Raw genomic sequence first — 26403 nt, forward strand, 5'->3', positions numbered from 1 at the left:
ATATCTCTCCAATTTATACAGACAGCGCCGGAGGGTGCTGCAATGAAATTTGTCGTATTGTCAGTTTATCAAATTTTGCCGTTCCTAATCGGGGAAGCGACACAGGCGAAATCCAGATGCGCTCAGGCACCTTAAACTCCGCAAGCTCTTCGGCGATGAACGCGCGCAATTCCGCAGGATCAATGCTAGCGCCCTCTTTCGGGAACAGGGCCAACCCAACGCGCTCACCTAAGACTTCGTCGGGCACAGAAAATACAACCGCTTCTGCGATCCCGTCATGTTCATAGACACGGTTTTCAACTTCAAGGCAGGAAATATTCTCGCCACCGCGAATGATCAGCTCTTTCATGCGATCGACAATATAAAGATACTGCTCTTCGTCGAACTTGCCGAGGTCCCCGGTTTTGAACCAGCCATCGGGCGTCAACGCTTCTTCGGTTTCTTTAGGCAAATTATGATAGCCGCGGAAATTTGCGGGCGACCGAATCCAGACTTCACCGACCTCACCAACGGGCTGTTCTTTTCCGTCTTTCATAATTTTGATGTCGGTCAATGGCGGAACAGGCCGACCGGTCGAGTCAGGTCGTTTGAGGTAATCGGCCTGAGAGATAACACAGCCCATGGCGTTTGTTTCGGATAGTCCGTACCCTGATGATGGATTCGCTTTTCCGAATTTTTTCTTGAGCTTGCGAACATGGTCAGCAGGCCGTTTTGCGCCGCCGGAGCCAATATCCAGTAGCGTTGGGCATCCTTCTTCGCCCACCGCTTCCATCATTTCGAATGACTGGCTTGGCACGCCAACGAAGTTCGTGAGCTTCTCCTTATTGATAATTTCGCAGGCCTGTTTCGCATCCCAGCGATACATCATCGCAACCCGGCGCCCCACAAGGAAAGAAAGAAGAAAGATCGAATGAGAACCGGTGACATGAAACAACGGAATCGCAAGCAAAATGCCGGGATCATCACCAAAAATCCCCGTACCACCCCGAAGTTCCTTTAGGACCGATGCGATAAAGCCCCATGACATCAAGGCCGAGATACAGCCGCGATGGGTCAGGACAACGCCTTTCGGATTGCCGGTCGAACCTGATGTATAAACGATGCAATAATCATCATCCGGATGAATATCGACTTGAGGCGGGGCATCGTTTTCAGACGCGTCGAGCAATTGCTCATAGCGATAATCTGCGCCCTCGCCCTCATCACGCGCGAGAACTAATGTAAGGTCCAATTCATCTTTGATCGGCGCAAGATATTCAAGGCGCTTTCCATCGACGATCACGGTTTTTGCGCCGCAATCCTCAATGCCGTATTTCAGCTCATCCGCTTTCCACCACGCATTAAGCGGGACGACCACCGCGCCGGTTGCGATCACCGCCATATAGCTGATGCACCATTCGGGATAGTTCCGCATTGCCAACGCGACCTTGTCGCCTTGCTTCACGCCAAGTTCAGAACGCAAGGCATTGGCCAATCGGCAAGCACGCTTGAACGTCTCGGCAAAGCTCAGTCGCTCGCCTTCAAATATAAGAAATTCCTTATAGCCATGACTGGCACCAAATGCGAATAATCCCACAAGCGAGTTCGGGGCATTTTCAAATACGCGATATTTATTGCCGCGTATTTCCGCCTCTCCGACCTTAAATTGCGGGTTTTCCGTCAACAATTTATACGCAGTCGCGGCCAGCTTTGCTGGGTCTAGCGGCTCTTCATTGTTCACCGGCACTGTTTCGCCCATAGCGCGTTTAATCCCTTATATTTATTTGACCTTGCCTCCTTCATAGCGCTTGGAAGCCGGTCGAGAAACAACGGCTTGCAGTTGGAAACACTGAAATTTCAGTGAGGTTGTTAAACCGATCAGTGTCACTTTTGCTGTCTACAAGTTCACTCCCAGTTCACTTCGAACCGATTTTTACTATAACTAAAGGCAGTTGACCCTAAGACGGACCTTGCAGAACTGGGCGCGCGGCGTATGGTGCGCGACCTTTAGGCCCTTGGCCCGAAATCAAAACCAGCATCAATACCAGAAATGATTGTGTAATATGCCTCACGCTTCCGCCCTGATGACCGTAATGATTAATGCCGCTCGCAAAGCTGCGCGTGGCCTGACCCGCGATTTCGGTGAAGCCCAGGCGCTTCAGGTCTCGCGCAAAGGGGCTGCGGATTTCGTCAGCCGCGCCGACTTGAAATCCGAGCAGACGATTTTTGAGGAACTTTCAAAAGGCCGGCCCAAATATGGGTTTATCATGGAAGAGCGCGGCGAAATCGAAGGCGTCGACAATTCCAACCGGTGGATCGTCGATCCGCTTGATGGCACCACCAATTTCCTCCATGGTTTGCCGCAATTCGCGATTTCCATCGCGCTGGAACGTGACCGCCAACCCTATGCGGGCGTTGTCTTCAATCCGGCAACGGACGAGTTATTCTGGGCCGAAAAGGGCGAAGGTGCGTATCTGAATGACCGTCGCCTGCGGGTTTCCGGCCGCACCGACCTCAGCACCTGCCTGTTTGCCTGCGGCCTACCGTTCGCTGGCCGCCCGGGCCGCAAACGCGCACTCGACGAGACCAAACGGGTCTTGAAAGAAACCGCCGGCATTCGCCGCTTCGGTGCCGCTGCGCTCGACCTCGCTTTCGTGGCGGCTGGGCGCTTCGATGCGTTTTGGGAGCGCGATCTCAATATTTGGGATGTTGCGGCAGGCGCGGCGATTGTGCGCGAAGCTGGCGGTCTGGTCACAGAAATTGACGGCGGGAAAAACTTTTTGACCGCCGGGTCAATCCTCGCCGCCAATGCGGAAATTTCCGAAAAAGCCCAAAAGCTGTTGGCCGAAGACTAGATGCAGCGATAATGGCGATATCGCCAACGCACCGATTGCGGATCGACGGTTTCTCCATCGAACCGCGCGGTCATATTAAGCGCACCGCAATGGGCCTGCGCCTCTGCCAATAGGTCGTCGGGGTCATAATCATAAGGGTCATAGGGGATCGAGATCGAAGGCTCGGTCCCGTAGCGATTGCCGGGATCACTGGTCGCACAGGCTGCCCCTAGCGCAAGAATTACCCCGGCCACTACGTATCTAAAAATGGGTTTCAAAACACAGCCTCCCCTCTCGGCACTGCTATCGTACCAACAGTAGAGACAAGAAAAAAGGGCGCGGGGTTCGCCCGCGCCCCCAAGCATCCGGGAGGGATATCCAGATTTTTGCTCGCTTAGGCTGCGTCAGCGTCTTTAATGACTTTCACATTTGACGCGTTGCCGCCTGAGATGCCGATTTTCCGTGGCTTCAGTGCCTCGGGGATCTCGCGATGCAATTCAATATTAAGCAGGCCATTGACCAGCGACGCACCAGACACTTCTACATGCTCGGCGAGCTGGAACCGGCGTTGGAACGACCGACCGGCAATACCTTGGTAAAGAAATGTGCGGTCCTCATCGTCTTCGCCGCGAGAGCCCGTTACCGTGAGCGTGTTGTGATGCAGCTCAACATCCAGCTCATCTTCGCTGAACCCAGCGACGGCAAGCGTGATGCGGTAATCATTCTCGTCCAGGCGCTCAATATTATAGGGTGGATACCCGCCAGTTTCCGCTTTCCCGGCATTATCAAGCAGGTCAAAGACCCGATCAAAACCGACCGTTGAGCGGTATAGGGGGGCTAAATCAAAAGTACGCATTATAGTTCCTCCTTCATTCAAGCGAGGGTTGCAACGCGCCAACTTCACCAACTGGCCAAAGCCGCGCGCCCGTTCAAATGACGGAGCCATTTGGCCTCCGTCACTGATTGAGATAGGACGCGAACAACCGAGTTCAAGAGTTTTCGGCCGCATCACGCGCAATCTCCGGGTCGACCATGGCTAAAACCATGGTAAACACTAACGACCTTTGAAAAACCGGAGTATCTACATGAATCCTGACTTAGCGATGCCTGAACACCGCAAATCAAACGCTGTGAAGTTGAGCGCCGCAATGTTTCTAGCCATGGCGCTCGGTGCCTGTGGCGGCGAAACCCAACCAACAGATCAAGCGACGGACGCGACCTCTCCGGCTCAAGAAGAAACCACGCTGGAGACAATCATCGCCGGTGATCACCGAACCGAAGAAGAGCGCGCGCGCGATGTATATCGGCACCCTAAGGAAACGTTAGAATTTTTCGGACTGGAACCTGACATGACGGTCGTCGAAGTCTGGCCCGGCGGCGGGTGGTATACGCAGATTATCGCGCCTTATCTGAAAAGTGGCGGCGGCAAATATTATGCGGCCCATTTTCCGCGTGAAGGGGCAAGCGAGTATGCGACATCGGCGCTAAATGCATTCGATCAAAATTATGTAGAACAGCCGGAAATTTACGGCGACATCGAAGTCACCGCGCTGGGCAAAGGCCATCACATCGCACCGGAAAATTCTGCTGACCTCGTTGTGACCTTCCGCAATGTGCACAATTGGCGCTCACGCGAAACGAAGCTCGCAATGTTTGAAGAGTTTTATCGCGCGCTTAAACCCGGCGGCGTGCTTGGTGTCGTAGAGCATCGCGCGGACGGCGCTGACGTCAAAACTGATGGCTCTGCAGGCTATATCTATACGGATGAAGTCAAAGAAATAGCTGCGGAAGCCGGGTTTGATTTCGATCAATCATCAGAAATCAACGCGAATGCAGCGGATACAAAAGACCACCCCTTCGGCGTGTGGACCCTCCCGCCAACCCGGCGTTCATCAGAAGTTCGCGGCCAGGACGACCCTGATTTTGATCGCGCAAAATACGACGCTATCGGCGAGAGTGATCGTATGACGCTAAAATTCCGAAAGCCGATTGCCGCGGATGGGGCGTTGTTGGAATAGGCGATGTCACGCGCAGAGACGAAAAACGAACTGTTGGACGCGGCGAAGACATTCTTCGCCGCGTCTTTCGACGGGATCGTAAAACTCAATCCCGACGACGATGCCGCCCTTTGGGTAAACGGTTTCAAATCTCCACCAGAGATTTCATATACTGCTCCTGAGAAAAGCGAACCTGATTGTGTCTGGCACGGCGCATCAGAAACACTGCAACAGGCTTTATTTAGCGTAAGATCATTTGAAAGCGCCTATATTTCAGGGCGCGTTACGGTCTCCGGCGATATGAGCGTCTTGGCTCGAATTGCGAATACGGAAGAAAATTAATGGCGCATTTTATCTCTATCCCGGAAAATCCTGTTCCCGTGAATGCCGAGCCTTTCGAGTTTGACGCACCGGGCGGCGCGCGCATCCGCGCTGGATTTTTTCCGGTCGAAAATGCACGCGGTACCGTTGTATTGATGACCGGATGGTCGGAGTTTATCGAGAAATATTTCGAAACGATCAAAGACCTTCATCACCGCGGTTTTAATGTTGCGATGATGGATTGGCGCGGACAGGGGTTATCGGATCGGAACCAAGTCAGAGAGACAAATTGGATAGGCTATTTCAGGACACTGACCAAAGATCTCGAATTCTTTACTGACACCCAAGTCAAACCCCGCTTTCCAGGCCCCTACATATTAATGACCCATTCAATGGGCGGCATGCCTGCGCTTCGGTTGCTCGCCAGCGGCTATGATGGTTTCGAACGGGCAGTCCTGTGTGCGCCGATGACACGGCTTTTCCCCGGCGTTCAGAACAGCATCACCAATATTGCCGCGAGAATTGCAAGCAAGCTGGGATATGCCCGCAAGCCAGTCCCGCGCGACAAAGACTATGCCGATATGTTTGAAGGCAATATTTATACAAGTGACGAGACACGCCACACGATGTTTCGCAATCTGCGCATGGCGGAACCGAAAGCCGCCTCAGAGTCCCCGACCTTTGGCTGGGTGAAAGACGCCATGAAGTCTAGCGCGGAAATTCATGCGGACACTGCGCTTAAGGATATCGAGATACCGGTTCTGATTATTACCGCAGAACGCGAACAGCAGATTGATGGAAGCGATCATTTTGAAATCGCACAAAAAACCGACCAGATTTCCGTTACAAAAGTACCGGATGCACTTCATGAAATCTTGATGGAACGCGATGAGCTTCGCGCGCTCTATTGGAAAGCTTTTGACGAATTCGTCGCGCCTGTTTTCCGGCCTTAACCGCGAAGAAGTTTCAAGGTTGCTTCGTGAAGCTCTTGACTGGCGGAGGCAACAAGCTCCCCGCGATCATCCGCGCCCGGTTCTTCTCCATTCCAATTTGAGACAACGCCGCCCGCCGCGCGAACAACCGGCAACAACGCGGCGTAATCATAACGCTGCAAACCGGTTTCGATTACGATGTCGACCTCACCCAGCGCAAGCAATCCATAGGCGTAAGCATCAAGACTGAACCTTGCAACGCGCGCGGCGTCCGCAACGCGTAAAAATGCTTTAGCAAAGTCTTTGCTGAAATAGGCCGATGGCAGGGGATCAGTGGTTGAAATTCGCGCATCGGCGATATTTTTAAGGCCGCTCGTACGAATTTCCTTCCGGCCAGAACGGTGACAAAAGCGAGCGTTTGCACCCATCCCTGTCCAACGCTCATCGATGTAGGGTTGATCGATTAGGCCGAACACTGGCTTGTTTTCATACTCAAGCCCAATCAATGTGGTCCAACTCGGCGCACCAGACATAAATGCGCGTGTGCCGTCGATTGGGTCTAATACCCACCGCCAAGAGCTGCTGCCTGCGACTTCGCCAAATTCCTCACCAAGAATTCCATGATCAGGATAATGCTTCTGAATCATCTGGCGCAAAACTAATTCCGCCTCGCGGTCGGCGTCGGTCACGGGGTCGAAAACCGGACCCGACTTTTCCGATACATCTGCACCATTCCGAAACCGGGCAAGGGTTTCTTTGCGCGCCGCATCGGCAAGCTTTTCCGCAAATTCTGCGTAGGTGGATAATTCGTCCAGTGAAAAATGCATAACGCGGCGATCATTACCATCACCGCGTTATTGAGCAAGCGTAAGCTGGAGGGCTTTTTGCTCAAAACCTAATTATCGCTCGAAAGTGCCCGCGCCAAGTCTAGTAATCGCCGACGCGGCTCTTCATCCAGACGATAGTAATAGCGCACCAGATCCATCGTTTCTTTCTCATCGAGAAGCCCTTCGGCCGGCGCATCTGATTTCTTGATTTCAGAGCGCAGATCCATATCGAGCGTTGGCTCAGCGCCATTCATTCCCTCGAAGAAATAGGAAATTGATACATCAAGCGCCTTGGATAACGACCAAAGCCGGGATGCGGAAATACGGTTTGAACCGCTTTCGTATTTTTGAATTTGCTGAAAGCGGATATCGACAGCTTGAGCAAGCTTTTCCTGCGTCAGCCCAAGAAGTCTGCGGCGTTGCCGTAATCGCCGCCCTACATGAATATCGATCGGATGCGCCATTTCTTAACTCCAACGAATCGATGCGCCCGATTGCGCGCCGTTCTTTCAGGTGGGGATAACGCAAGCGCCATGCCGAAACGGTGCAAACGCGCATTTTCCTTCGCCTAAAAAGAGTTTTTGTCCTCTTTAGGATGTATATCACGCATATATCACCCGGGCTGGGGATTGATATGTGTCAGAACATGACACTGTAATCGGTCAATCGATCATCTTTGCAGATCTAAGCCAAAATTGGTCGTCGAAGCCCGGCGTCTCCAGATTTGCAATAAACTGGCGTGAGGCGGCTTCCCATGAAAAGTTTTCCGCCCACGCACGACATGCTTCTGGATCGCGATTTTCGTAGGCATTGATACATGCCGTCTGCAGGTCTTCATGGAGAGCACCGCACCCTTTTGGCGCACCGTCGAGAATTTCTAACGGTCCTCGTACTGGATAGGCGGCAACAGGAATGCCGCAAGCCAGCGCTTCGACATTAACCAAGCCAAATGTATCGGTGCGGGACGGAAAAACAAACACATCCGCAGCCTGATAATACTTGGTCAGATCATCGCCATATTTCGGCCCGGTGAAAACCGCGTCCTTATACCGTTCTTCAAGCTCTTCGCGTTGGGGGCCGTCACCAACAACAACTTTGGTTCCGGGTAAATCCGCTTCCAGAAAGTCCTCTATCGATTTTTCGACAGCGAGCCGGCCAACATAAAGGAAAATCGGCCGTTTATACTTATTCAAAAACGATCGATCACCGGGCACAAATTGCTCTAGGTCAACACCGCGAGCCCACAATTTCATCCGGGAAAATCCGCGCTCCGTCAGCTCTTCCACCAATCCTGGGGTCGCTACCATCATGGTCTCGCCATCCTTGTGAAAGTCTTTCAGGATGGCATAGCCCCACTTAGTCGGGACTTTCCAACGTTCATTTGCGTATTCCGCAAACCGGGTATGAAAGCTGGTGGTAAATGGATAGCCGCGGCGCTTGCAAAAGCGGCGGGTGGCGCGACCGATCGGACCTTCGGTGGCAATGTGGATGGCGTCTGGCTGAAATTCGTTAATCATCTTTGCCACCTTGCGGTTTGGCATCAATGAAAGACGAATCTCGGAATAGGACGGAAGCGGCACCGATTTAAATTCGTTCGGCGTGATATAAAGGACCTCGTTTCCAAAGTCCGTCAGAATATTACCCAAGGTATCCAGCGTGCGCACGACGCCGTTCAGTTGCGGTTTCCACGCATCTGTCGCGATTACGATTTTCAGGCCTGATTCGCCTTTCGGCATATCAAATTGCTTTTTCGCCCGCGTCAGACGGCCCACACCAGAACCAAGGCGGCGTAATGCGCCCTTTTTTTTCTCGGTGGATTCAGCGGGTTGCGCATTTTCTTCTGTCATGACGCGGTATCCTGAGTTGAAATTTGAATTTGAGGCCTAATCTACCGTTATCATTTTGACAATCGCCCCATTAGGCGCACGCCTTACCAGCAGCGTTCTTGAATTGAAACCCGCATAATTTCGGGCTTTTTTTACAATATCTGCATTTTTCTTGTTGCACCGCAAAAAATATATTGCATTGCAAAACGTTTTACCTCTATAGTCAGTCTTGTAGCGCTTTTGCGTTACTGCCCAGTTCTTGGGCGTTTCCTCCCTAATGACTTTGGCCGCGGATTTTTCCGCGGCCCTTTTTTTGGGGGGTCGACCCCATTTTATACTGTCGCAATTATTCAGCAGCTTGCGGAATACATAGGCCCGACACATCAAATCCTGTTAAACGGCGCATTAATTCTATCATATGCTCACGCAACGCCTCGAAAGCATCGGTTCGGGCGATTCGCCGTTCATCCAGATAAAGCGCTCTATTGATCTCAATTTGAAGCGCATGCACGCCGTTTCGCGGACGACCATACGAAGCCGCCACATAACCGCCAGCATAAGGCGCATTACGGGTAACCTGATAGCCGAACCCGGTCAGGATTTCTTCGGCATGCCTAATGATTTCCGGCGCACATGATGTGCCAAACCGGTCCCCCAACACAAAGTCAATTGGCGGCTCACCTGTCCGGAATGGGGCACCACCAGCAGAAGGCATCGAATGACAATCAATCAAGATTGCACAGCCAAAACGCGCCCGCGCCTCATCAACCAAGCCGCGCAGCGCTTTGTGGTAAGGATCATAACAAGCAGATAGGCGGCGACGCGCATCAATGTAATAGAGCTTTCGCCCGTAAATATCCTGACCATCGGCGACGATACGCGGGATCACCCCCAAGCCAGCGATTACCCGACTTGATCGCGTATCCGCACTTCTGGGGACACTGTCCGCAAACATGCGCGGATCAAGCTCTTCGCGTGATCGATTCACATCTACATAGGCGCGGGGGAAAAGCGCGCGCAGTAATGGCGATCCGAAACGCGGAGCCTCGTCAAACAACAAATCAACATAGCTGTCTTCCGATTGACGCAAAGCATGATGGTCGAGCCGGGAATTCCGTAATAAATCAGTTGGGTAATCCCTACCGGAATGTGGTGAGGCAAAAATGACGGCCGAGCCAGTCTCATTTGGCGTTAGGACATCAATCGGCCTGCGCTCCCGATATGAAGTTGGTCTATCAAACTTTTCCGGCATTACTCACCTAGGCTTGAAATTCAGATGACTTCGGGCATGTTAGCGTGAAGTTGTAGGGTTCGTTAAGGTCTTAGCGCTTAATGCAGCCTTAAACGGAGCATTTATTGCAAGGTGAAGTTTGAGCGCGGGTCTGGCATCTGCCAGAATCTCCCTTTAGGACAACCAACTCGTTATAATTGGCGAGAAAGAGTAAAGGTCAGCGTATATGGCGGCGATTCTTTTAGCGGAAGATGATGATTCGATGCGGCGGTTCCTTAAAAAGGCGCTCGAACGTGCGGGTCATTCTGTAATTGACGCATCTCAGGGAGACGAAGCCCTGACCGAGCTTCAATTGCGCGAATTCGACCTCCTGCTGACCGATATTGTCATGCCAGTCATGGACGGCATCGAATTGGCGCGCCGCGCGACCGAAATCGACCCTGACATGAAAATCATGTTCATTACCGGATTTGCGGCTGTTGCGCTTAACGCTGCCAATCAAGCACCTGAAGACGCAAAAGTGCTTTCGAAGCCTTTCCACTTGAAGGATTTGGTGTTCGAGGTTGAACGCGTTGTCGCGGCCTGAACGAAAGCGACTGCATCAGGCTTGCATCACCGGAAATTTCCCGTTAGAGACCGTCCTCTTCGAAGGGACTTTTGTCTCATCGGGCGCATAGCTCAGGGGTAGAGCGCTACCTTGACATGGTAGAGGTCCGTGGTTCGAAACCACGTGCGCCCACCACTTCCAGATTAAGTAAAGACGCAATTCGCGCGGTCGCGAATTGCTCTCGCTTGACCTTCCGAGAAAATTTTATTTTCGCCGTTTGAACAAAATGTCGATCTGAAAGGTTTCGCCAGTTTCCGGAGAAGACCATCCGAGACCCATCGAAATTGGGTCAAAACCTTTCTCTCTCATCCAGCGTATTTGATCCTCAACCAATGGCTCACCTTTATACACTGAAACCAACGAGCACTCGCTTAATATGAAATCGATTTTATCCAGCGAATCCGAAGCACCGGTTAGCACCTGACGCTCAGTACCCTGCGTATCCAGCTTCAGCAAAACCGGACCGTCCTGCCGCTGTGAGAAAACCTCGTCGGAGAGGTCGTCAAAGCGCTTGACCTCAACGATCTCCTCACCGACCCTGCTCGTTAGTGGCTCATTGTGAACGGTCATTTCTTCTAAAGGCAGAAAGGACGTGCTAGCCGAATTTCCTGATATGTAGATCTTTTCTGTGGCGTCTTTATCGCCGAGCGCAAAATTAAAAGGACGGATATTGCCGTCGATCTCGGCGCTGGATCGCAACTTTGCAAAAGCTGACGAGAGCGGTTCAAAACTTACGATCGGTCCCTCATAACCAAGGCGTCGCATATTCGCAGCAAACTGTCCTTTGTTCGCTCCAACATCAATGATCAATCCAAATTGACCGCTCTTTAAAAAATTATCTATCCCAATACCTTTTTGGGAATGACGTTGCGGCACATGCACTTGCGTTTCTAATAAATGCGGGAAGAACGTCCCTGCATCAATTGGTTCACGCGCCGCAACAAATATGGAGCGCGCTAGCTTCCCTGCTCCTCCAGTAACGTCCGCCCAGGCCAATGGAAACTGTTCGTGCTCCGGTTGGTAGGCGGGTTGATATACATAGGGAAAGTACTCTTTAAGCTCTTCAAAAACCCATCGCCGTGATGGCCTGCAACCAATGCCATGCATGGCCTGAGATGGATCTTCGGCAGTCTCGTTTACAGACAACACGTTCATATCACCGACGGTATTTACGCATGTTTCCAGGAAAAGAAATCGCCGACATTTATCCGCCATATAAGCAAGCGCCGCGGCCGGATCACGAAGGTGATATAATATTCCGTATGCGTATACAATATCATGATCGGGCATGGAAGAATCCAAACCATTATCCAAGTCAAGCTGACAAACCTTGATGGATGGAAACCTGCTTTTGACGATAGCCAAATTCTCTGCGCGCCCATCGGTAACAGTCACCTTGGCACCACGATTTAACCAAAAATCGGTATGGTCACCGACGCCTGCACCAAGCTCCAGAACAGACATATTTTCGCCGGAAACCCCGATATCGTTCAGCATTTTGGCTAGATGTGATAAACGCGCTTCATTGATCGCTTGATAGGCCGCGCGATCGAACACTTCCACGGGATTAATTACTTGGGTGTTTTTGCGGGTCATATTGGGGTCATTTTTCTGGTGTGCGGATAGTTTATTGGTGATTACAATTTTTTATCAACGCACTGTTATCAGTTTTAGTAACTAACCTTACTAGGACCAAATCCCGCCTTGGCTCTCTGAGGGGCGCGCAATCAGCAAATTTACACAGAAATTTAGGTGAAACTTGTGCCACCGTAGCGGCCAAAATGGCGGACCCGAGAGGATTCGAACCTCTGGCCTCTGCCTTCGGAGGGCAGCGCTCTATCCAGCTGAGCTACGGGTCCATCAAGAGACGGCTGTTTACGCGAACATGGCCGTAGCGGCAAGGCATTGTCGTATTTTCACCTCATAATTTGTGAAGGCCGGTCAAAATCGCAGTCTTGCCCTGCTTTCGCCAGTTTGTTGCGATAGCGTCCCCCCAAACAATCAGCGCTAATCCTCGACCAAAATAGCGTAGATTTTGCTGCCGATATCGATTTATTGTTTCGGCGAGTTCGATGCCGATGAAAGGAAAAAAATTGGTTATTTCCCGGATCAACTGCCTCCTCGCAGCAGTCGTTACCCTAATTTCGATCCCGACCCTTACATCGGCACAGGCACCGGCTGAGGAAGAGGCAATTACTTATGCGACCCCCGCTGTCTGGCGGGTCTCCGATGCGGACTCCGATTATTTCCTCTTGGGCACGTTTCATATTCTTCCGCCAAACCTGCATTGGCGCACCGACGAAATCGCGGAAGCTTATGAAAATGCTGACATAGTCTATTTTGAAGTCGATGCTGATGCACCAGATGCCGCATCGAAAACGCTCAATATCATGATGACCCAAGGCTTCAATGCACCGGGCACGACATTGAGCAGTTTGCTGGACGACCACGACGCGCAAAAATTGCGCGAAATTGTCGGCGAACTGTCACTACCATTTGCTGCAGTCGATACGATGCGCCCATGGAATGCCTTTCTGGCGTTGAGCGTTCAGTTTATTATCAATCAGGGATTTGAACCCGGCTCCGGGGTCGACAGTGTATTATTGAAAAACGCGAAGCAAAGCGATAAAGAGGTGCGTTTCTTTGAAACGCTTGAGGAGCAACTATCCCTCTTTACTGGACTTGATCCGGAAACTGAAAAAATGCTGCTCACCGTCACTATTCGCGATTGGGACGAACAACAGGCGGCCTTTGACGATTTATATGAAGCTTGGGTTTCGGGAGATACGGAGTTTCTCGACGTAGAGATGAACGAAGTTTTGCGCGAGCAGGCACCGATCGTATATGACCGGCTTATCGTGGACCGAAATATAACTTGGGCGGACGAATTAGAAGCGGCGTTGCGCAACGAATCTGGCACGGGCCTTGTCGCCGTTGGTGCGGCTCATCTTGTTGGCGATGAGCAATCCGTTCCGGCATTACTTAAAAAACGTGGCTTTGACGTCAGTCGTGTTGTCATCGGCCAACCCGCCAATGACAACACACCGCAATAAGCGTCAATTAAACATCAAGAGCGGCGGAAAGCGCATTATCTTGAATAAACTCTCTTCGCGGCTCGACAACGTCGCCCATCAGGCGTGAGAAAATATCGTCGGCCTCGTCGGCCGCTTTGACTTTCACCTGCAGAAGAACACGCGCATTCTCGTCCAGCGTTGTTTCCCAGAGTTGATCGGGATTCATTTCACCCAATCCTTTGTATCGCTGGACAGTAACGCCTTTCTCTCCTGCAGCTCGAACCGCCCGTAAAAGGCTATTCGGTCCAGTCACACGGGTTTTTTGATCTTTGCGGACCCATTGCGCAGGTTTATCGAAAGCATCCGCAAGCTCGTTCATGCCAGCCTGAACCCTTTTGGCGTCGGCAGATATTAACATGTCGCGGTTTAATTCATGGCGCTCCAAAACGCCGCGTAATTCGCGTTCGAAAATGTAACCGCCCTCACCATCGGGCCTACCCTTCCATCCGCGCTCGAATTCATCCGCAATCATATCTAATCGTTCAGATACTTTTGCGGCGAGTTCGTTCGCTTCATCCCCATCAGGCGCTTCCTTCAATGCGCGCGCCAACGCGGCCTGAACGATAATATCGCGAGAAAAACGAAGCGGGAATTCGTCAATCGAATCCCGAACTTTGCGCGCTTTCGCGACCAGGTCCGCGAGGTCCGGTCCCGCAATACTCTCACCATCAGCAAGAATAAGCGCGGCTTCAGCAATACCATCGGCATAAAGATGATCTTCTAAGGCCTGATCATCAAGCAAATATTGCTCGGACTTACCCCTGGAAATTTTGTAAAGTGGCGGCTGCGCGATGTACAAATGCCCCCGACGAATAATTTCCGGCATTTGACGAAAGAAAAATGTCAAAAGCAATGTCCGAATATGCGCACCATCAACGTCCGCGTCAGTCATGATAACGATTTTATGGTAACGCAGCTTATCAGGATCGAAATCGTCTCGCCCGATACCGGTGCCAAGCGCAGTAATCATTGTACCGATTTCTTGGCTACTCAGCATCTTGTCAAAGCGCGCACGCTCGACATTGAGGATTTTACCGCGCAGAGGCAAAACTGCCTGATTTTCGCGGTTACGCGCTTGTTTCGCTGAACCGCCCGCAGAGTCACCCTCAACGATGAAGAGCTCAGCATTTGCGGGATCGCGCTCCTGACAATCGGCAAGTTTTCCGGGCAAGGACGCAACATCTAGCGCCGATTTTCGACGTGTTAATTCACGAGCCTTTCGCGCAGCTTCCCGGGCCGCAGCCGCTTCAGCGATTTTTTGAACGATGCGTTTTGCTTCGCCGGGGTTCTCCTCGAACCATTCGCTAAGCTTTTCGTAAACTGCGCCCTCGACCACTGGTCGCACCTCGGATGAAACGAGCTTGTCTTTAGTCTGCGACGAAAATTTGGGGTCAGGTACTTTGACGGAAAGAACGCAGGTCAAGCCTTCTCGCGCATCATCCCCAGTCACGGACACTTTTTCTTTTTTCGCAATGCCCGAGCTTTGCGCATAACCATTGATGACGCGCGTAAGTGCGCCCCGGAAGCCGGCGAGGTGTGTGCCGCCATCCCGCTGCGGGATATTATTGGTAAAGCATAGAACTTTTTCGTGATAACTATCATTCCACCAAAGCGCCACATCAACGCTAAGGCCGTCGCGCTCGGAATTGAACGAAAGCGGCGCGCTCAATAGCGGAGACTTTGAGGAATCGAGATAGCGGACAAAAGCTTCGAGCCCGCCCTCATAAAACATATCCTCAACGCGCGTTTCGACATGACGCTTGTCGACAAGCTTGATTGCAACGCCCGAATTCAGAAATGCTAATTCGCGAAGACGGTGTTCAAGCGTATCAAAATCAAATTCAGTGCCGGTAAAAATCTGATCGGACGGAAGGAAAGTAACCTCGGTCCCGGTCTTGGTCGTATCCCCAACGACTTCAAGGTCCGATTCCGGCTCGCCCATTTTAAAACGCATAAAATGCTCTTTTCCGTTCCGGAAAATCCGCAGATCAAGCTCTTCAGACAGCGCGTTCACAACGGAAACACCAACACCATGAAGCCCGCCCGAAACCTTGTAGGAGTTTTGGTCAAACTTACCGCCGGCATGTAGCTGCGTCATGATAACTTGCGCTGCTGAAACGCCCTCTTCAGGGTGCATTGCCGTTGGAATACCGCGCCCATTATCGGTAACGGTAACCGATCCGTTCTCGTTCAAAATCACCTGAACTGTATCGCAATGACCGGCCAACGCTTCATCGATCGCATTATCAACGACCTCATAAACCATATGATGAAGGCCCGAACCGTCATCGGTATCACCGATATACATGCCCGGACGTTTCCGGACGGCGTCCAAACCTTTTAGCACCTTAATGGAGTCAGCACCGTATTCGTCTTGCGGCGCGGCGTTATTCGCCATGAGTTTATCTTTCTTTTTTACGTCAATGTTGTTTCAAGAACCGCACCGCTTTGAACATCAAAATGTTGCGCGCGATTACCCCAGGCCTCAAACAGGGACTTATCCGTCCCCGTCATAAATGCCTGAAAACCAAGTTCGTCGAGGATTGCGAACAGCGCAGCTCGACGATCCGGATCCAGATGAGCCGCAATTTCATCAAGCAATAAAATTAACGGCGCACCCTCCTCGCATTGGGCAAGCGCACGGGCGTTTGCCAAGACGAGGCCAATTAACAGCGCTTTTTGCTCACCAGTAGAACATAAGCGCGCGGGTCGCCCTTTTTCTCGATGGACGACATTTAAATCACTTTTGTGCGGCCCGGAAAGGGCACGCCCCGCTTCCATATCACGGCGGCGACATGCGCGGAGCTTTTCTGCAAACTCTGTGGTCACGCTGGCAAGTGCAGAAACATCAAGAGCCGTTTCAAGCTCACCCTCTAGAGCAATATCCGCCGTCGGAAATACTGATGCCTGACCTGTTACATCCGCAGCTTTTAAGCGATCTGTCATCGCACGGCGCGCATAAGCGATTTCCGCCCCCGCGCTTGCCATCTGTTGCTCAACGGCACTCAACCATCCGTCATCTCGTCCGCCTTCTTCGAGAAGGCGCTGCCGCTGGCGCATCGCCTGTTCATAGGCGGTTGCGCGGCGACCATGCTCAGGGTCATGGGCTAGCGTCATTCGATCAAGAAAACGGCGGCGTTCGCCGGCCCCTTCCATAAACAAACGATCTTGTGCAGGCGTCAGCCACAGAAATCTTAAATGCGCCGCGAATGCGCCGGGACCCGTCGCGTCAGAATCATCCAGACGACATACTCTGCGTGTGGGTTTGCTCGCCGCGACACCGACACCAAAACGGCGCTCATCTTCGCCATCGTCAACGCGTGCAGAAACTGCCCAACCTCCAGCGCCGCCGATGCGCGGTAATTCATCAAGTCTTGCACCACGTACACCACGCCCGGGGCCGATCAGCGAGATCGCCTCTAGTATATTTGTCTTTCCCGCCCCATTCGCGCCTGAAATAGCAACCGGGCGACCATCAAAAGAAATTTCGGCGCGGTCATAGGAGCGAAAGTCAGTAATCGTCAGCCGCTTTATCCGCGCGCTCTTCTTGCGAGCCGACAAACCGGGCTCATCAGGCATGGGTTGACCAGCCGCGTCCTCGACCGCGTCGCCATCCCATTTTCTGACAACCGCCTCACTCAAAACTTAAACCCTTAATGGCATGAGTACGTACAATGCGCGCTCATCCTCTTCGTCAGTGATTACCGTGGGCGAGGAAGGATCGGCCAATCGGAATGTCGCCGTCTCCCCGTCAATCTGTTGCGATACATCAAGCAGGTAACGCGCATTAAATCCGATCTCGATTGGCTCGCCACCATAATCAACCGACAACTCTTCCAACGCTGACCCTGCCTCCGGGTTATTGACGGTCAACCGTAATCTGTCCGCATCAAGCGCCATCTTGACGGAACGAGTACGGTCAGCAGACACAGTCGATACGCGATCAACCGCTTTTGCGAAATCTTTGGTCTCGACCCGCAAAATGTTCGAATTGCCTTTTGGGATAACCCGCTCATAATCGGGGAATGAACCGTCAATAAGTTTCGATGTCAGATAGCCCGCACCAAATCCGAACCGGATTTTGGCTTCAGAGACGGCAATATCAACATTGTCCTCCGCATCTTCGAGCAAACGCCCCAATTCAGCGATTGCCTTACGCGGAACAATGACGCCGGGCATGGACGAGGCACCGTCGGGCATAGGCGCATCAATCCGCGCCAATCGATGGCCGTCAGTCGCTGCCGCCCGTAAAGCCGGCGCGTCACCATCAGTATAGGCATGCAGATAAACACCATTGAGGTAATAACGCGTTTCCTCTTGCGACATAGCAAATCGCGATTTCTGCAACAGGCGACGTAGATCCGAGGTTGGCATCGCGAACCGCGTTTCGAGGTCATCCGTCGTCAGGCTCGGGAAATCATCTTCTGGCAGAACTGCTAGCGCAAATTGCGATCGCCCGGAAGAAACCTGCAGACGCCCCTCACCGCTGGAAAGGTCCAACCGAACTTGCGCACCATCCGGTAACCGCTTGACGATTTCAAACAGCGTCAATGCAGAGACGGTGGTCGCACCGCTCGTTGCCACATCCGCCGGGGCGGCCTCCGAAATTTCGATATCGAGGTCAGTCGCAGTCAGCGTCAGCGTACTGCCGTCCGCCTGTAACAAGACATTCGACAGAATCGGAATGGTGTTGCGGCGCTCGACAACGCTTTGCACATGCCCCAACGCTTTGGACAGGGCGGACCGTTCAATCGTTACTTTCATGCAGAATGCTCTCTCGAAATGAAGTTTCCCACTAACAATCCGTCAAGGCGATGCCCAAGCCCGAACCATCAGCAAAAAATCCGCCGGGATGCTGTTTAACCGCTTCTTCAAGACCTGATCGGAGGGCCAATTAGCCTTCCCTAAAAACCCAATCTCGGGCGGCCCGTCAGAATTGGTGGCGCAGCGAATCGCCGGGCGGAATGATGTTCTTGAGTATAACCGAAACGACCCGCAAAAAGCTAGCGCCGACGCTTATTTCGAGCATCGGCGCTGGATCAATAATGGGTTGTTTTTGCGGTCATTTTCAGACCGGATATTGGCGACGAAAATTAGCCTTCCAAAGCTTCCCGAATACGGCGTACGCCGTCCTGAAACGCCTTGTCACGTTCGATCAAAGCCTGCGCGCGGCGGTAAGACGACATAACGGTTGTGTGATCACGTTTCAGCGCCTTTCCGATACGCGGAAATGACTCTTTCAAGACCTCGCGCGCGCACCAAACAACGGCATGACGCGAGCGCACAATACGCTGCGGCTGCGCCCGACCCAACAGATCATCAACAGCGAGTCCAAACGCCTCTGCTCCCGCAGCAATCGCATCATCAATCGTAGCCACGCGTCTACGGTCCTCCAGTCTCGATTTGAGAACAGCTTTAGCCTCCTCAAGATCGACAACAGTTTCTTCAGCGCCATACATCAACAATAACTGGTTGAGGGCACCAATAGTTTCACGGGTGCTCTGCGTAAATGTCCGAGCGATAAACTCAAGCGCCTCGTCAGAAACGGAGCATGCAGCAGGGCTTTGCTCGACGCGCTTTTTAAGCACGGAAAGCCGCAGCGGCTCGTCTCCAGGGTGGATTGGCGCACAAATACCGCCCGCAAGACGGTCAGCGATGCGCTGATTAATACCGGCCTCAGCCAATTTCGCTGGCGGAAGCTCTCCAGCGATAACAACCTGCTTGCCGCTATCAAGTGCTGCGTCGATCACGATAAGAAGCTCCTCTTGGGTTCGATTTTTGCCCGACAGAAAATGAATGTCATCGAAAGCGATGAAATCATTATTCAACAACGCCTTGTGCAGCGCTGGTGTTGAGTTTGACCAAACCGCATTAACGCACGCATTGATCAAATTATTGTAGGTAACATAACCAGCGGATCCACGGTTACCATTGCGCAACCATTCGTGGGCGATCGATTGTAACAGGTGCGTTTTACCAACGCCCGATGGTCCATAAAAATAGATTAGCTCTTTCGCACGACCTTCGGCAAGAGCTTCATGTGCCGCAGCCCACGCAATACGATTAGATCCATCAACCGCAAAAACGTTGAATGTGCGGCGTGGATCGAGCGGCGTCGCAAGATCATCAAAAGACGAAGAATTTTTCCCGCCATGCGCAGCAACAACCGCTGATGCCTTTTCTTCTTCTGCCTTATTTTTCGATGGAACATTTGCGTTCGTTGCATTCGACGCAACACGCTGCTCTTCTTGCGCGTCGACACGCGCTGCATGCGCAGCAAGATTGTTCTTCATTACGGTTAGGTTCAATTTGCGAACCGGGCCAATTTCCTTGCGCCAGATCTCTGCCATTACAGGATGGAAACGATCATCCAACATGACGCGTTTCGCTTCGGAACCAGTCGATAACGTCACGCAATCATCGTCCATGTCCGCCAGACCAAGATCGACAAACCACGATTTGTATTTCGCGTCGCCAACGCGGGCACGCAATGCAGTTAGGTAACGTTCGAATACTTCTTGTTGTTGATCAAGACCGCCCATTGTTTTTTCATTTTCCATTTTTTTGAAACCGCCCGAAATTTAGCAAAACCTACCGCTCCATGCGCGCCATTAAAACAACGCAACACACGTAACACTGCAAGTTGTTGATCGTTTGAAATCGGCAAACAAAAATCGCCGACGATAATGAAAGACGCAGATTAAGTTAGGCGCGCGTCCGCTTCCAGAACAATAGTATGTATAAACACTAATGAAAGGAAGACGTCGCTTTTCATCCTGATGATCCCCAATTGATCTAGCGCCAAAATAACGTGCTTACGCAGCAGCCGCCCAGCTATAGGCAAAGGTGGCGAACCAAACAACACTTTTTCTAACTGAAACTGATTGTGCGAAAATTAATCCGCATAAGTCGTATCGACAAAGCTAGTGTAGTTAATCTAATCGATAATGGTCAAGCATTGTTTGCGCATTTTGTGTCGATTTTTTTAAGCGACGTTTCGACTATGAACGCGTTTATTAACAACCTGTTCAACAAAAACAACTCGTTACAAAGGGATGCCGACTCACCTTGGTAAGGTGCATTTTTTGCAGCTGCATAATGTGCGCAATGTGCACGTAACTTTATCGCATAAAAGACAACGCGCCCACCACTGGCGAGCGCGCAATTTCGAATTCAATTTTGGAAACGAATGAGTTTAAGCAGCAAGTGCTTTGATGCGTGAAGAAAGACGAGACAGTTTCCGCGCAACCGTCTTTTTGTGATACACGCCTTTGCTCGCAGCGCGGTGCAATTCCGGCTGGGCGTTTTTCAATGCTTCCTGAGCAGCGCTCTTGTCTCCAGACGAGATCGCTTCTTCCACCCGGCGCAAAAATGTTCTCACGCGCGAACGACGAGATTTGTTCACAGCGGTGCGCCGCTCAATTTTGCGGACCATTTTCTTGGCGGAAGTTGTGTTAGCCATATATCATCACTCAAGGTTTGTTAGCCGCCCATTAGCGGCGCGAGCGGCGGTATATAGACACCCGTAGTAGGGGCGTCAACACGTGATTTTGCCTTATTTGCTGCTAATTCTGACGATGAGGCAGTTTAGCGCTGACATTGGCCGCAGAAAAAGGTCGACCGCCCGCTCTGGACGATCCGCTGGATAGGGCTTTTACAATTACGGCACGGTTCGCCTTCACGGTCATAGACGTCAAAACGGTGCTGAAAATAGCCCAGCGCGCCGTCGGCCGCAGCAAAATCGCGCAAGGTTGATCCGCCCGCCTCTATCGCGTCTCTCAGGACGTCTATAATCGCCCCATACAGCCTCTCGCCCCTTTTCCCGGCCACAGAGCCAGCCTTTCGGCGCGGAGACACACGAGCACGATAGAGCGCCTCACAGACATATATGTTGCCTAGGCCAGCCACATTCCGCTGATCGAGAAGCGCGGCCTTGATGGGACTGCTCCGGCCCGAAAGCGCATCATTGAGGGAAGCTGCAGAGAAATAGTTGCTCAACGGCTCAGGCCCCATCAACGCGAAATGTTTGCAGCTATCAATTTCGGCCGCAGGGACAATATCCATAAAGCCGAAACGACGCGGGTCATTGTAGACAACCCGTGCCGGCCGAGCGCTTTTGAGTTCAAAGACCACATGATCGTGTTTGGGGTTTCCCGTTTCTGCGAGCGCGCCGGTTGGCTGATTTCGGCGGGATTTCCGCTCATGAAATTCGTCGATTGTGAATCGACCCGACATCCCCAGATGCATGATCAGGCATTCTTCGCTGGACAAATGCCCCATTAGATATTTGCCGCGCCGCTCCAGCCGTTCGATCTGAACCCCTTTTAGGCGCTTGGCAAAATCGTTCGGAAACGGAAAGCGCAGATCAGGCCGCCGCGCCTCAACCGCAGTGATCACCGCCCCCTCCATGACCGGGGCCAATCCACGCCGAACCGTTTCGACTTCAGGTAATTCAGGCATATCACTCGAATTTAGTAAAAATGAGCAGTCAGTAAGAGCGACCGGTTACCATAGGGCGCGGTCACATACACCCCTAGATACGCGTCAGTAATCGAAATGCCGGCGAACGGCCAGCACCGCAATAATTCCGAGTATTTCTAGAGGTCAATTAATCGTTTGACTGCCATCGATTTTGGACAGTACGCTCCAATTACTCACGGAGGGGCAATAATGACGAATATTGATCACGAGATGCCGCCCACACCGGGCGACGGAGACGCTTTGCGCGAAGATCTGACCATTCGCAATAAATCTAGCGTTGGACCAATGTTGTGGATCGGTTTTTACACTTCGGTCTTAAACATTTTCACCCTTACCCTATTTCGGTTTTGGGGACGTACCAATTTCCGTCGTCGCCTCTGGGCGGATACACGCATAGGCAACGAGCCCCTAGAATATACCGGGCGGGGCCTAGAGCTCTTTATCGGATTTTTCATCGCGATCTTCACGCTGATGTTGCCCTTCATAGGCATGATATTCGCCATTCAGTTTTTTATCGGGCCGGATACCATTTTCTTGTCGGTCGTGCCGCTTTTAATGTACGCGTTCCTTTTTTTCATTTTGGGCGTCGCTATCTTTCTCGCGCGACGATATCACCTTTCACGTACCCGTTTCCGCGGCATTCGCTTTGCCCAAACAGGATCAGCACTCGGTTATGGGGTCGCGACGTTTGGATACCTTATTCTGACAATTATCACGTTAGGTTGGTACGGCCCGGCAGCCCGCATCAAACTTTCGCGCAAATTATGGGATAATGCCTATTTTGGTAGTGAGCCATTTTCGTTTACCGACACCGACGAAGCTAAAGCCGAACCGGTCTATAAAAGCTTTGCGTTTGCGTGGGTTGGAACCTTCGTTGCCTACGGCCTTTGGGTGGCATGGTTTTTCACCTCCAACGGCGGTAACCTGGCCGAAACAACGACCGCGCCGGACCTAGAGTGGATCGCCAAGCTCTATCTCTCACTGATCCCGCTGACGATTTTGATCGGTATTTTCGTTAGTTGGCATGAAGCAGTCATGATCCGCCGGATCGTCAAAAGCCTAAAGGTTTCCGGTGCAAATTTTTCTTCCCGAATGAAAACTTTTGACATTATTGAACTCGCAATCACCAATACATTGCTGGTTATTTTCACGTTAGGGTTTGGGTTTATGGCCTCGCAGATGCGAGTCTGGAAACGCATAGCCAATAGGATGGAACTGGCTGGCACGATCGATTTTGCCAAAATTCAACAAACGACCGAAGAAGCACCAAAACAGGGTGAAGGCCTCGCCGATGGGCTCGATATTGTTTCTAACTTCTAGAACAGCTCAATCATGAAAGAGCAATCAACGCTGAATGGTCGATATTTCGATGGGCAAAGCGGAAACGCGCATCCCGTCGAAATCATCGTCCATAATGATTACTTTGCTATTCAATCGGCAACGCAAGATTTGCGATGGGAATATAAACATACGAAAATTGCGGCGCGGTCCGAAAATGAAACGCGCCTATCAAATCGGCACCACCCCGACGCGATACTTGTTTTGCCGAAATCTGCATCTGTAGCTCTTGAAGCAGCAGCGCCAGAAATATTTGATGGGCGACGCGAAAGACGTCGCATCACGGCACTGATTTCCGGACTGGTTATCGGAGCCGGGATTGTTACTGCAGCGCTTTTCATCGGCGTTCCGGCAGCATCAGGGCCACTAGCACGGGCAACCCCAAAAGATCTGGAGACCCAGATCGGATCTAACCTCGCTGCACAGATTTCAATCCTTTATAAACCGTGCGGAACAAGCGAAGCTCTGGAAGTTCTACAGCCCGTCCTCGATGAGATGGCCGAGAAAGGCGAGGTTGGTTTTCCCATCGAGTTTCGGTTCGTCCGGTCAAGCGCGCCAAATGCTTTTGCCCTTCCGGGTGGGCAGGTGATGGCAACTTCAGGGCTTTTGGACGCAGTCGGTGACGACCAAGAGGCTTTTCTCGCTGTGATGGCCCATGAACTTGGCCATGTTCGCGCACGAGATGGCATGCAGGCGGTTTATCGAAATGCCGGGCTTGGAATTACACTTGAAATTATCACTGGCGGTTCGGGCGCAGCCCAGCAATTGGTGTTGCTTGGGGGCCAGCTAAATCAATTACGTCACAACCGCAAACAAGAAGCTGCGGCAGACGAAACAGCAATCGAGATTTTAACCGCTGTAAATCTCGACCCAAGTGCACTTTCGCGTGCATTCGAAGCGATCATTGCCGCCTTGCCTGAAAAGGCTCGTTCAAAAAAATCAGAAAAGAAGTTTGCGAGTTGGCTTCGCACACATCCCGAAACGAAAATACGGATTCAGGCTGCACGCAAGTTTAAAAAAGAAGGCGGTAAACCACCCCTGACACCCGAACAATGGCGATTAGTTGCCTCAACTTGCAATGTTGCGGATGAAGAAGCGCCGGACAATTCCGAATAAAAAAACCCCCGGCAAAGGCCGGGGGTTTTCATTTCTAAAAAAGACTCACCAGTGTGACTTAGTCTTTTTTCTCGTTTTCTTTCATCGCTGCGCCAAGGATGTCGCCAAGCGACGCGCCGGAATCTGCAGAACCGTACTGTTGTACCGCTTCTTTTTCTTCCGCCATTTCGCGTGCTTTGATCGAAACATTGATGCGGCGTGTCTTTGAATCGATTGCCGTAACGCGGGCATCGACTTTGTCGCCTACTGCGAAGCGCTCAGGGCGCTGTTCGCCACGATCTTTCGACAGGTCAGATTTACGGATGAAGGCTTTAGGTCCTTCCGCGCCGCCAACCTGAACTTCGATACCACCGCTTTCGATTGCCGTAACGGTACACGTTACATCGCTACCGCGGCTGATATCGCCGATTGTTTCAAGCGGATCAGATCCGACCTGCTTAACGCCGAGCGAAATACGCTCTTTGTCTGGATCGACATCAAGAACTTTGGCCTGAATGACCTGACCTTTTTGATAGTCTTTGATCGCTTCTTCCCCGGAACGGTTCCAATCAAGATCAGAAAGGTGGACCATGCCGTCCATCTCTTCGTTCAAACCAACAAACAGGCCGAACTCAGTGATGTTCTTGATTTCGCCTTCGATCATCGAACCAACTGGGTGATCTTCTGCAAAGCGTTCCCAAGGATTGTCTGCACATTGCTTCAGACCAAGCGAAATACGACGTTTGGTTTCGTCGACCTCAAGCACCATGACTTCGACTTCCTGCGAGGTCGAAACAATCTTGCCCGGATGGACGTTTTTCTTGACCCAGCTCATCTCAGAAACGTGGACAAGGCCTTCGATACCGTCTTCTAGCTCAACGAATGCACCGTAATCAGTGATGTTGGTGACTTTACCATTGAACTTGGCACCGATTGGGTATTTCGCAGCAACGCCTTCCCATGGATCTGGTGAAAGCTGTTTGATGCCGAGCGAGATACGGTGGGTGTCTGGATTGATCTTGATGATCTTCACCCGAATCGTATCGTTGACGTTGAGCACCTCAGATGGGTGGTTCACGCGGCTCCAAGACATGTCGGTTACATGAAGAAGACCATCAACGCCCGGTGCGAGTTCTACGAACGCACCATATTCCGTGATGTTCTTCACAATACCTTCGCGCTCATCACCCTCGTTCAGTTCTTTAACGACTTCCTGACGCTGTTCTGCGCGATCTTCTTCAAGGATTGCACGACGTGAAACAACGATATTGCCGCGGCGTTTGTCCATTTTCAAAATGCGGAACGGCTGAGGAATGTTCATCAGCGGGCCAGCATCACGAACAGGGCGAATATCGACCTGGCTACCTGGCAAGAACGCAACTGCGCCACCGAGGTCAACCGTGAAGCCGCCTTTGACGCGATTGAAGATTTCGCCGTCAACGCGTTCGTTTTTCTCGTAAACTTTTTCGAGACGATCCCAAGCTTCCTCACGGCGAGCTTTTTCGCGACTGATGACAGCTTCGCCTTGCGCATTTTCAACGCGCTCGACAAAAACTTCGACAGAGTCGCCGACTTTGAGCTCAGCCGGTTTGCCTGGTTGTGAGAATTCTTTGAGGGCCACGCGGCCTTCGGTCTTTAGACCGACATCAACGACAGCAACGTCTTTTTCGATGGCGGTTACGATGCCTGTTACGACCGTTTCTTCAAAATCTCTGCGGTCAACAAGGGAGGCTTCGAGCATTTCCGCGAAATCATCGCGGGTTGGGTTTAAGGTTTCAGTTGAGGACACGAGTGTCAGTTCTCCAATGGTTCAGCTTACGCCGTTTTTCGGGGCCAGCCGGTTGATCCGGCGGTCTTTCCG

At 51.8% G+C, this 26403-nt stretch carries 23 protein-coding genes and 2 tRNA genes; 9 read left to right on the forward strand and 16 right to left on the reverse strand.

From position 1 onward, the window contains the following. Positions 1 to 13: 13 nt before the first annotated feature. Positions 14 to 1738, reverse strand: coding sequence for a class I adenylate-forming enzyme family protein (locus ABFZ83_RS10035; RefSeq protein ID WP_411816416.1), 1725 nt, complete (start codon positions 1736 to 1738; stop codon positions 14 to 16). 304 nt (positions 1739 to 2042) lie between these two features. Here ABFZ83_RS10035 and ABFZ83_RS10040 point away from each other — a divergent pair, with 304 nt between their 5' ends. Next, complete coding sequence (locus tag ABFZ83_RS10040) at positions 2043 to 2834, forward strand: inositol monophosphatase family protein (RefSeq protein WP_411816417.1); 792 nt, start codon at positions 2043 to 2045, stop codon at positions 2832 to 2834. Here the strand turns inward: ABFZ83_RS10040 and ABFZ83_RS10045 are convergent. Further along, entirely contained in the window at positions 2831 to 3067 is a 237-nt protein-coding gene (locus ABFZ83_RS10045; protein WP_411816418.1) for a hypothetical protein, read from the reverse strand. The genes ABFZ83_RS10040 and ABFZ83_RS10045 overlap by 4 nt on opposite strands. A gap of 140 nt (positions 3068 to 3207) precedes the next feature. Then, positions 3208 to 3669 (reverse strand): Hsp20 family protein, encoded by a 462-nt coding sequence (locus tag ABFZ83_RS10050; protein ID WP_411816419.1) that lies wholly within the window; start codon positions 3667 to 3669, stop codon positions 3208 to 3210. Positions 3670 to 3898: 229 nt separating this feature from the next. Between ABFZ83_RS10050 and ABFZ83_RS10055 the strand changes: the two genes are divergently transcribed. The 3 genes from ABFZ83_RS10055 to ABFZ83_RS10065 are packed head-to-tail and all read left to right on the forward strand — an operon-like array spanning position 3899 to position 6084. Then, positions 3899 to 4831 carry a class I SAM-dependent methyltransferase gene (locus ABFZ83_RS10055; protein ID WP_411816420.1) on the forward strand — a complete coding sequence of 311 codons (933 nt, stop codon included), beginning with the start codon at positions 3899 to 3901 and terminating at the stop codon, positions 4829 to 4831. Between the two features lie 3 nt (positions 4832 to 4834). Next, positions 4835 to 5152: a hypothetical protein gene (locus ABFZ83_RS10060; protein ID WP_411816421.1), complete on the forward strand. Its 318-nt coding sequence runs from the start codon at positions 4835 to 4837 to the stop codon at positions 5150 to 5152. Beyond that, positions 5152 to 6084 carry an alpha/beta hydrolase gene (locus tag ABFZ83_RS10065; RefSeq protein WP_411816422.1) on the forward strand — a complete coding sequence of 311 codons (933 nt, stop codon included), beginning with the start codon at positions 5152 to 5154 and terminating at the stop codon, positions 6082 to 6084. Before ABFZ83_RS10060 ends, ABFZ83_RS10065 begins: the two co-directional genes overlap by 1 nt. Here ABFZ83_RS10065 and ABFZ83_RS10070 read toward each other — a convergent pair. From ABFZ83_RS10070 to ABFZ83_RS10085, 4 genes are all read right to left on the reverse strand, one after another. Beyond that, a complete protein-coding gene (locus ABFZ83_RS10070; protein WP_411816423.1) occupies positions 6081 to 6890 on the reverse strand; it encodes an inositol monophosphatase family protein in 810 nt (269 codons plus the stop codon). The genes ABFZ83_RS10065 and ABFZ83_RS10070 overlap by 4 nt on opposite strands. Positions 6891 to 6958: 68 nt before the next feature. Continuing rightward, the gene (locus ABFZ83_RS10075; protein ID WP_411816424.1) at positions 6959 to 7354 is read right to left on the reverse strand and encodes a helix-turn-helix domain-containing protein; all 396 of its coding nucleotides are present in this window, start codon (positions 7352 to 7354) and stop codon (positions 6959 to 6961) included. 198 nt (positions 7355 to 7552) lie between these two features. Beyond that, entirely contained in the window at positions 7553 to 8737 is a 1185-nt protein-coding gene (locus ABFZ83_RS10080; protein ID WP_411816425.1) for a glycosyltransferase family 4 protein, read from the reverse strand. A 325-nt stretch (positions 8738 to 9062) separates the two neighbouring features. Next, positions 9063 to 9968, reverse strand: coding sequence for an N-formylglutamate amidohydrolase (locus tag ABFZ83_RS10085; RefSeq protein WP_411816426.1), 906 nt, complete (start codon positions 9966 to 9968; stop codon positions 9063 to 9065). 205 nt (positions 9969 to 10173) lie between these two features. Between ABFZ83_RS10085 and cpdR the strand changes: the two genes are divergently transcribed. After that, a complete protein-coding gene (gene cpdR / locus ABFZ83_RS10090; protein ID WP_411816427.1) occupies positions 10174 to 10533 on the forward strand; it encodes a cell cycle two-component system response regulator CpdR in 360 nt (119 codons plus the stop codon). Positions 10534 to 10614: 81 nt separating this feature from the next. Beyond that, positions 10615 to 10689, forward strand: a tRNA-Val gene (locus tag ABFZ83_RS10095). Positions 10690 to 10758: 69 nt separating this feature from the next. On the opposite strand, the gene ABFZ83_RS10100 is transcribed toward ABFZ83_RS10095, so the two are convergent. Further along, positions 10759 to 12150: a class I SAM-dependent methyltransferase gene (locus ABFZ83_RS10100; protein ID WP_411816428.1), complete on the reverse strand. Its 1392-nt coding sequence runs from the start codon at positions 12148 to 12150 to the stop codon at positions 10759 to 10761. Positions 12151 to 12336: 186 nt separating this feature from the next. Next, positions 12337 to 12413 (reverse strand) — tRNA-Arg (locus tag ABFZ83_RS10105). Positions 12414 to 12632: 219 nt separating this feature from the next. Here ABFZ83_RS10105 and ABFZ83_RS10110 point away from each other — a divergent pair. Further along, positions 12633 to 13607 carry a TraB/GumN family protein gene (locus ABFZ83_RS10110; RefSeq protein ID WP_411816429.1) on the forward strand — a complete coding sequence of 325 codons (975 nt, stop codon included), beginning with the start codon at positions 12633 to 12635 and terminating at the stop codon, positions 13605 to 13607. 7 nt (positions 13608 to 13614) lie between these two features. Here the strand turns inward: ABFZ83_RS10110 and gyrB are convergent, their stop codons facing one another. From gyrB to mutM, 6 genes are all read right to left on the reverse strand, one after another. After that, positions 13615 to 16026, reverse strand: a complete 2412-nt coding sequence (gene gyrB / locus ABFZ83_RS10115; protein ID WP_411816430.1) for a DNA topoisomerase (ATP-hydrolyzing) subunit B — start codon at positions 16024 to 16026, stop codon at positions 13615 to 13617. Between the two features lie 17 nt (positions 16027 to 16043). Further along, the gene (gene recF / locus ABFZ83_RS10120; RefSeq protein WP_411816431.1) at positions 16044 to 17270 is read right to left on the reverse strand and encodes a DNA replication/repair protein RecF; all 1227 of its coding nucleotides are present in this window, start codon (positions 17268 to 17270) and stop codon (positions 16044 to 16046) included. A gap of 3 nt (positions 17271 to 17273) precedes the next feature. Beyond that, on the reverse strand, positions 17274 to 18392 hold the full coding sequence (gene dnaN, locus ABFZ83_RS10125; RefSeq protein WP_411816432.1) for a DNA polymerase III subunit beta: 1119 nt from the start codon (positions 18390 to 18392) through the stop codon (positions 17274 to 17276). 329 nt (positions 18393 to 18721) lie between these two features. Further along, positions 18722 to 20188 (reverse strand): DnaA ATPase domain-containing protein, encoded by a 1467-nt coding sequence (locus ABFZ83_RS10130; protein WP_411816433.1) that lies wholly within the window; start codon positions 20186 to 20188, stop codon positions 18722 to 18724. Between the two features lie 635 nt (positions 20189 to 20823). After that, on the reverse strand, positions 20824 to 21090 hold the full coding sequence (gene rpsT, locus ABFZ83_RS10135) for a 30S ribosomal protein S20 (protein ID WP_411816434.1): 267 nt from the start codon (positions 21088 to 21090) through the stop codon (positions 20824 to 20826). A 125-nt stretch (positions 21091 to 21215) separates the two neighbouring features. Next, a complete protein-coding gene (mutM, locus tag ABFZ83_RS10140) occupies positions 21216 to 22088 on the reverse strand; it encodes a bifunctional DNA-formamidopyrimidine glycosylase/DNA-(apurinic or apyrimidinic site) lyase (RefSeq protein WP_411816435.1) in 873 nt (290 codons plus the stop codon). Between the two features lie 210 nt (positions 22089 to 22298). On the opposite strand from mutM, the gene ABFZ83_RS10145 reads away from it, so the two are divergent. Both ABFZ83_RS10145 and ABFZ83_RS10150 read left to right on the forward strand, forming a co-directional pair. Beyond that, complete coding sequence (locus ABFZ83_RS10145; protein WP_411816436.1) at positions 22299 to 23429, forward strand: YjgN family protein; 1131 nt, start codon at positions 22299 to 22301, stop codon at positions 23427 to 23429. Between the two features lie 12 nt (positions 23430 to 23441). Beyond that, positions 23442 to 24563, forward strand: a complete 1122-nt coding sequence (locus ABFZ83_RS10150) for a M48 family metallopeptidase (RefSeq protein ID WP_411816437.1) — start codon at positions 23442 to 23444, stop codon at positions 24561 to 24563. Positions 24564 to 24621: 58 nt separating this feature from the next. Here ABFZ83_RS10150 and rpsA read toward each other — a convergent pair whose 3' ends face one another. After that, positions 24622 to 26331 carry a 30S ribosomal protein S1 gene (rpsA, locus tag ABFZ83_RS10155; protein WP_411816438.1) on the reverse strand — a complete coding sequence of 570 codons (1710 nt, stop codon included), beginning with the start codon at positions 26329 to 26331 and terminating at the stop codon, positions 24622 to 24624. Between the last annotated feature and the right edge of the window lie 72 nt (positions 26332 to 26403).

The sequence above is a fragment of the Hyphococcus formosus genome, from assembly GCF_046736345.1.
GTDB classification, from domain to species: domain Bacteria; phylum Pseudomonadota; class Alphaproteobacteria; order Caulobacterales; family Parvularculaceae; genus Hyphococcus; species Hyphococcus formosus.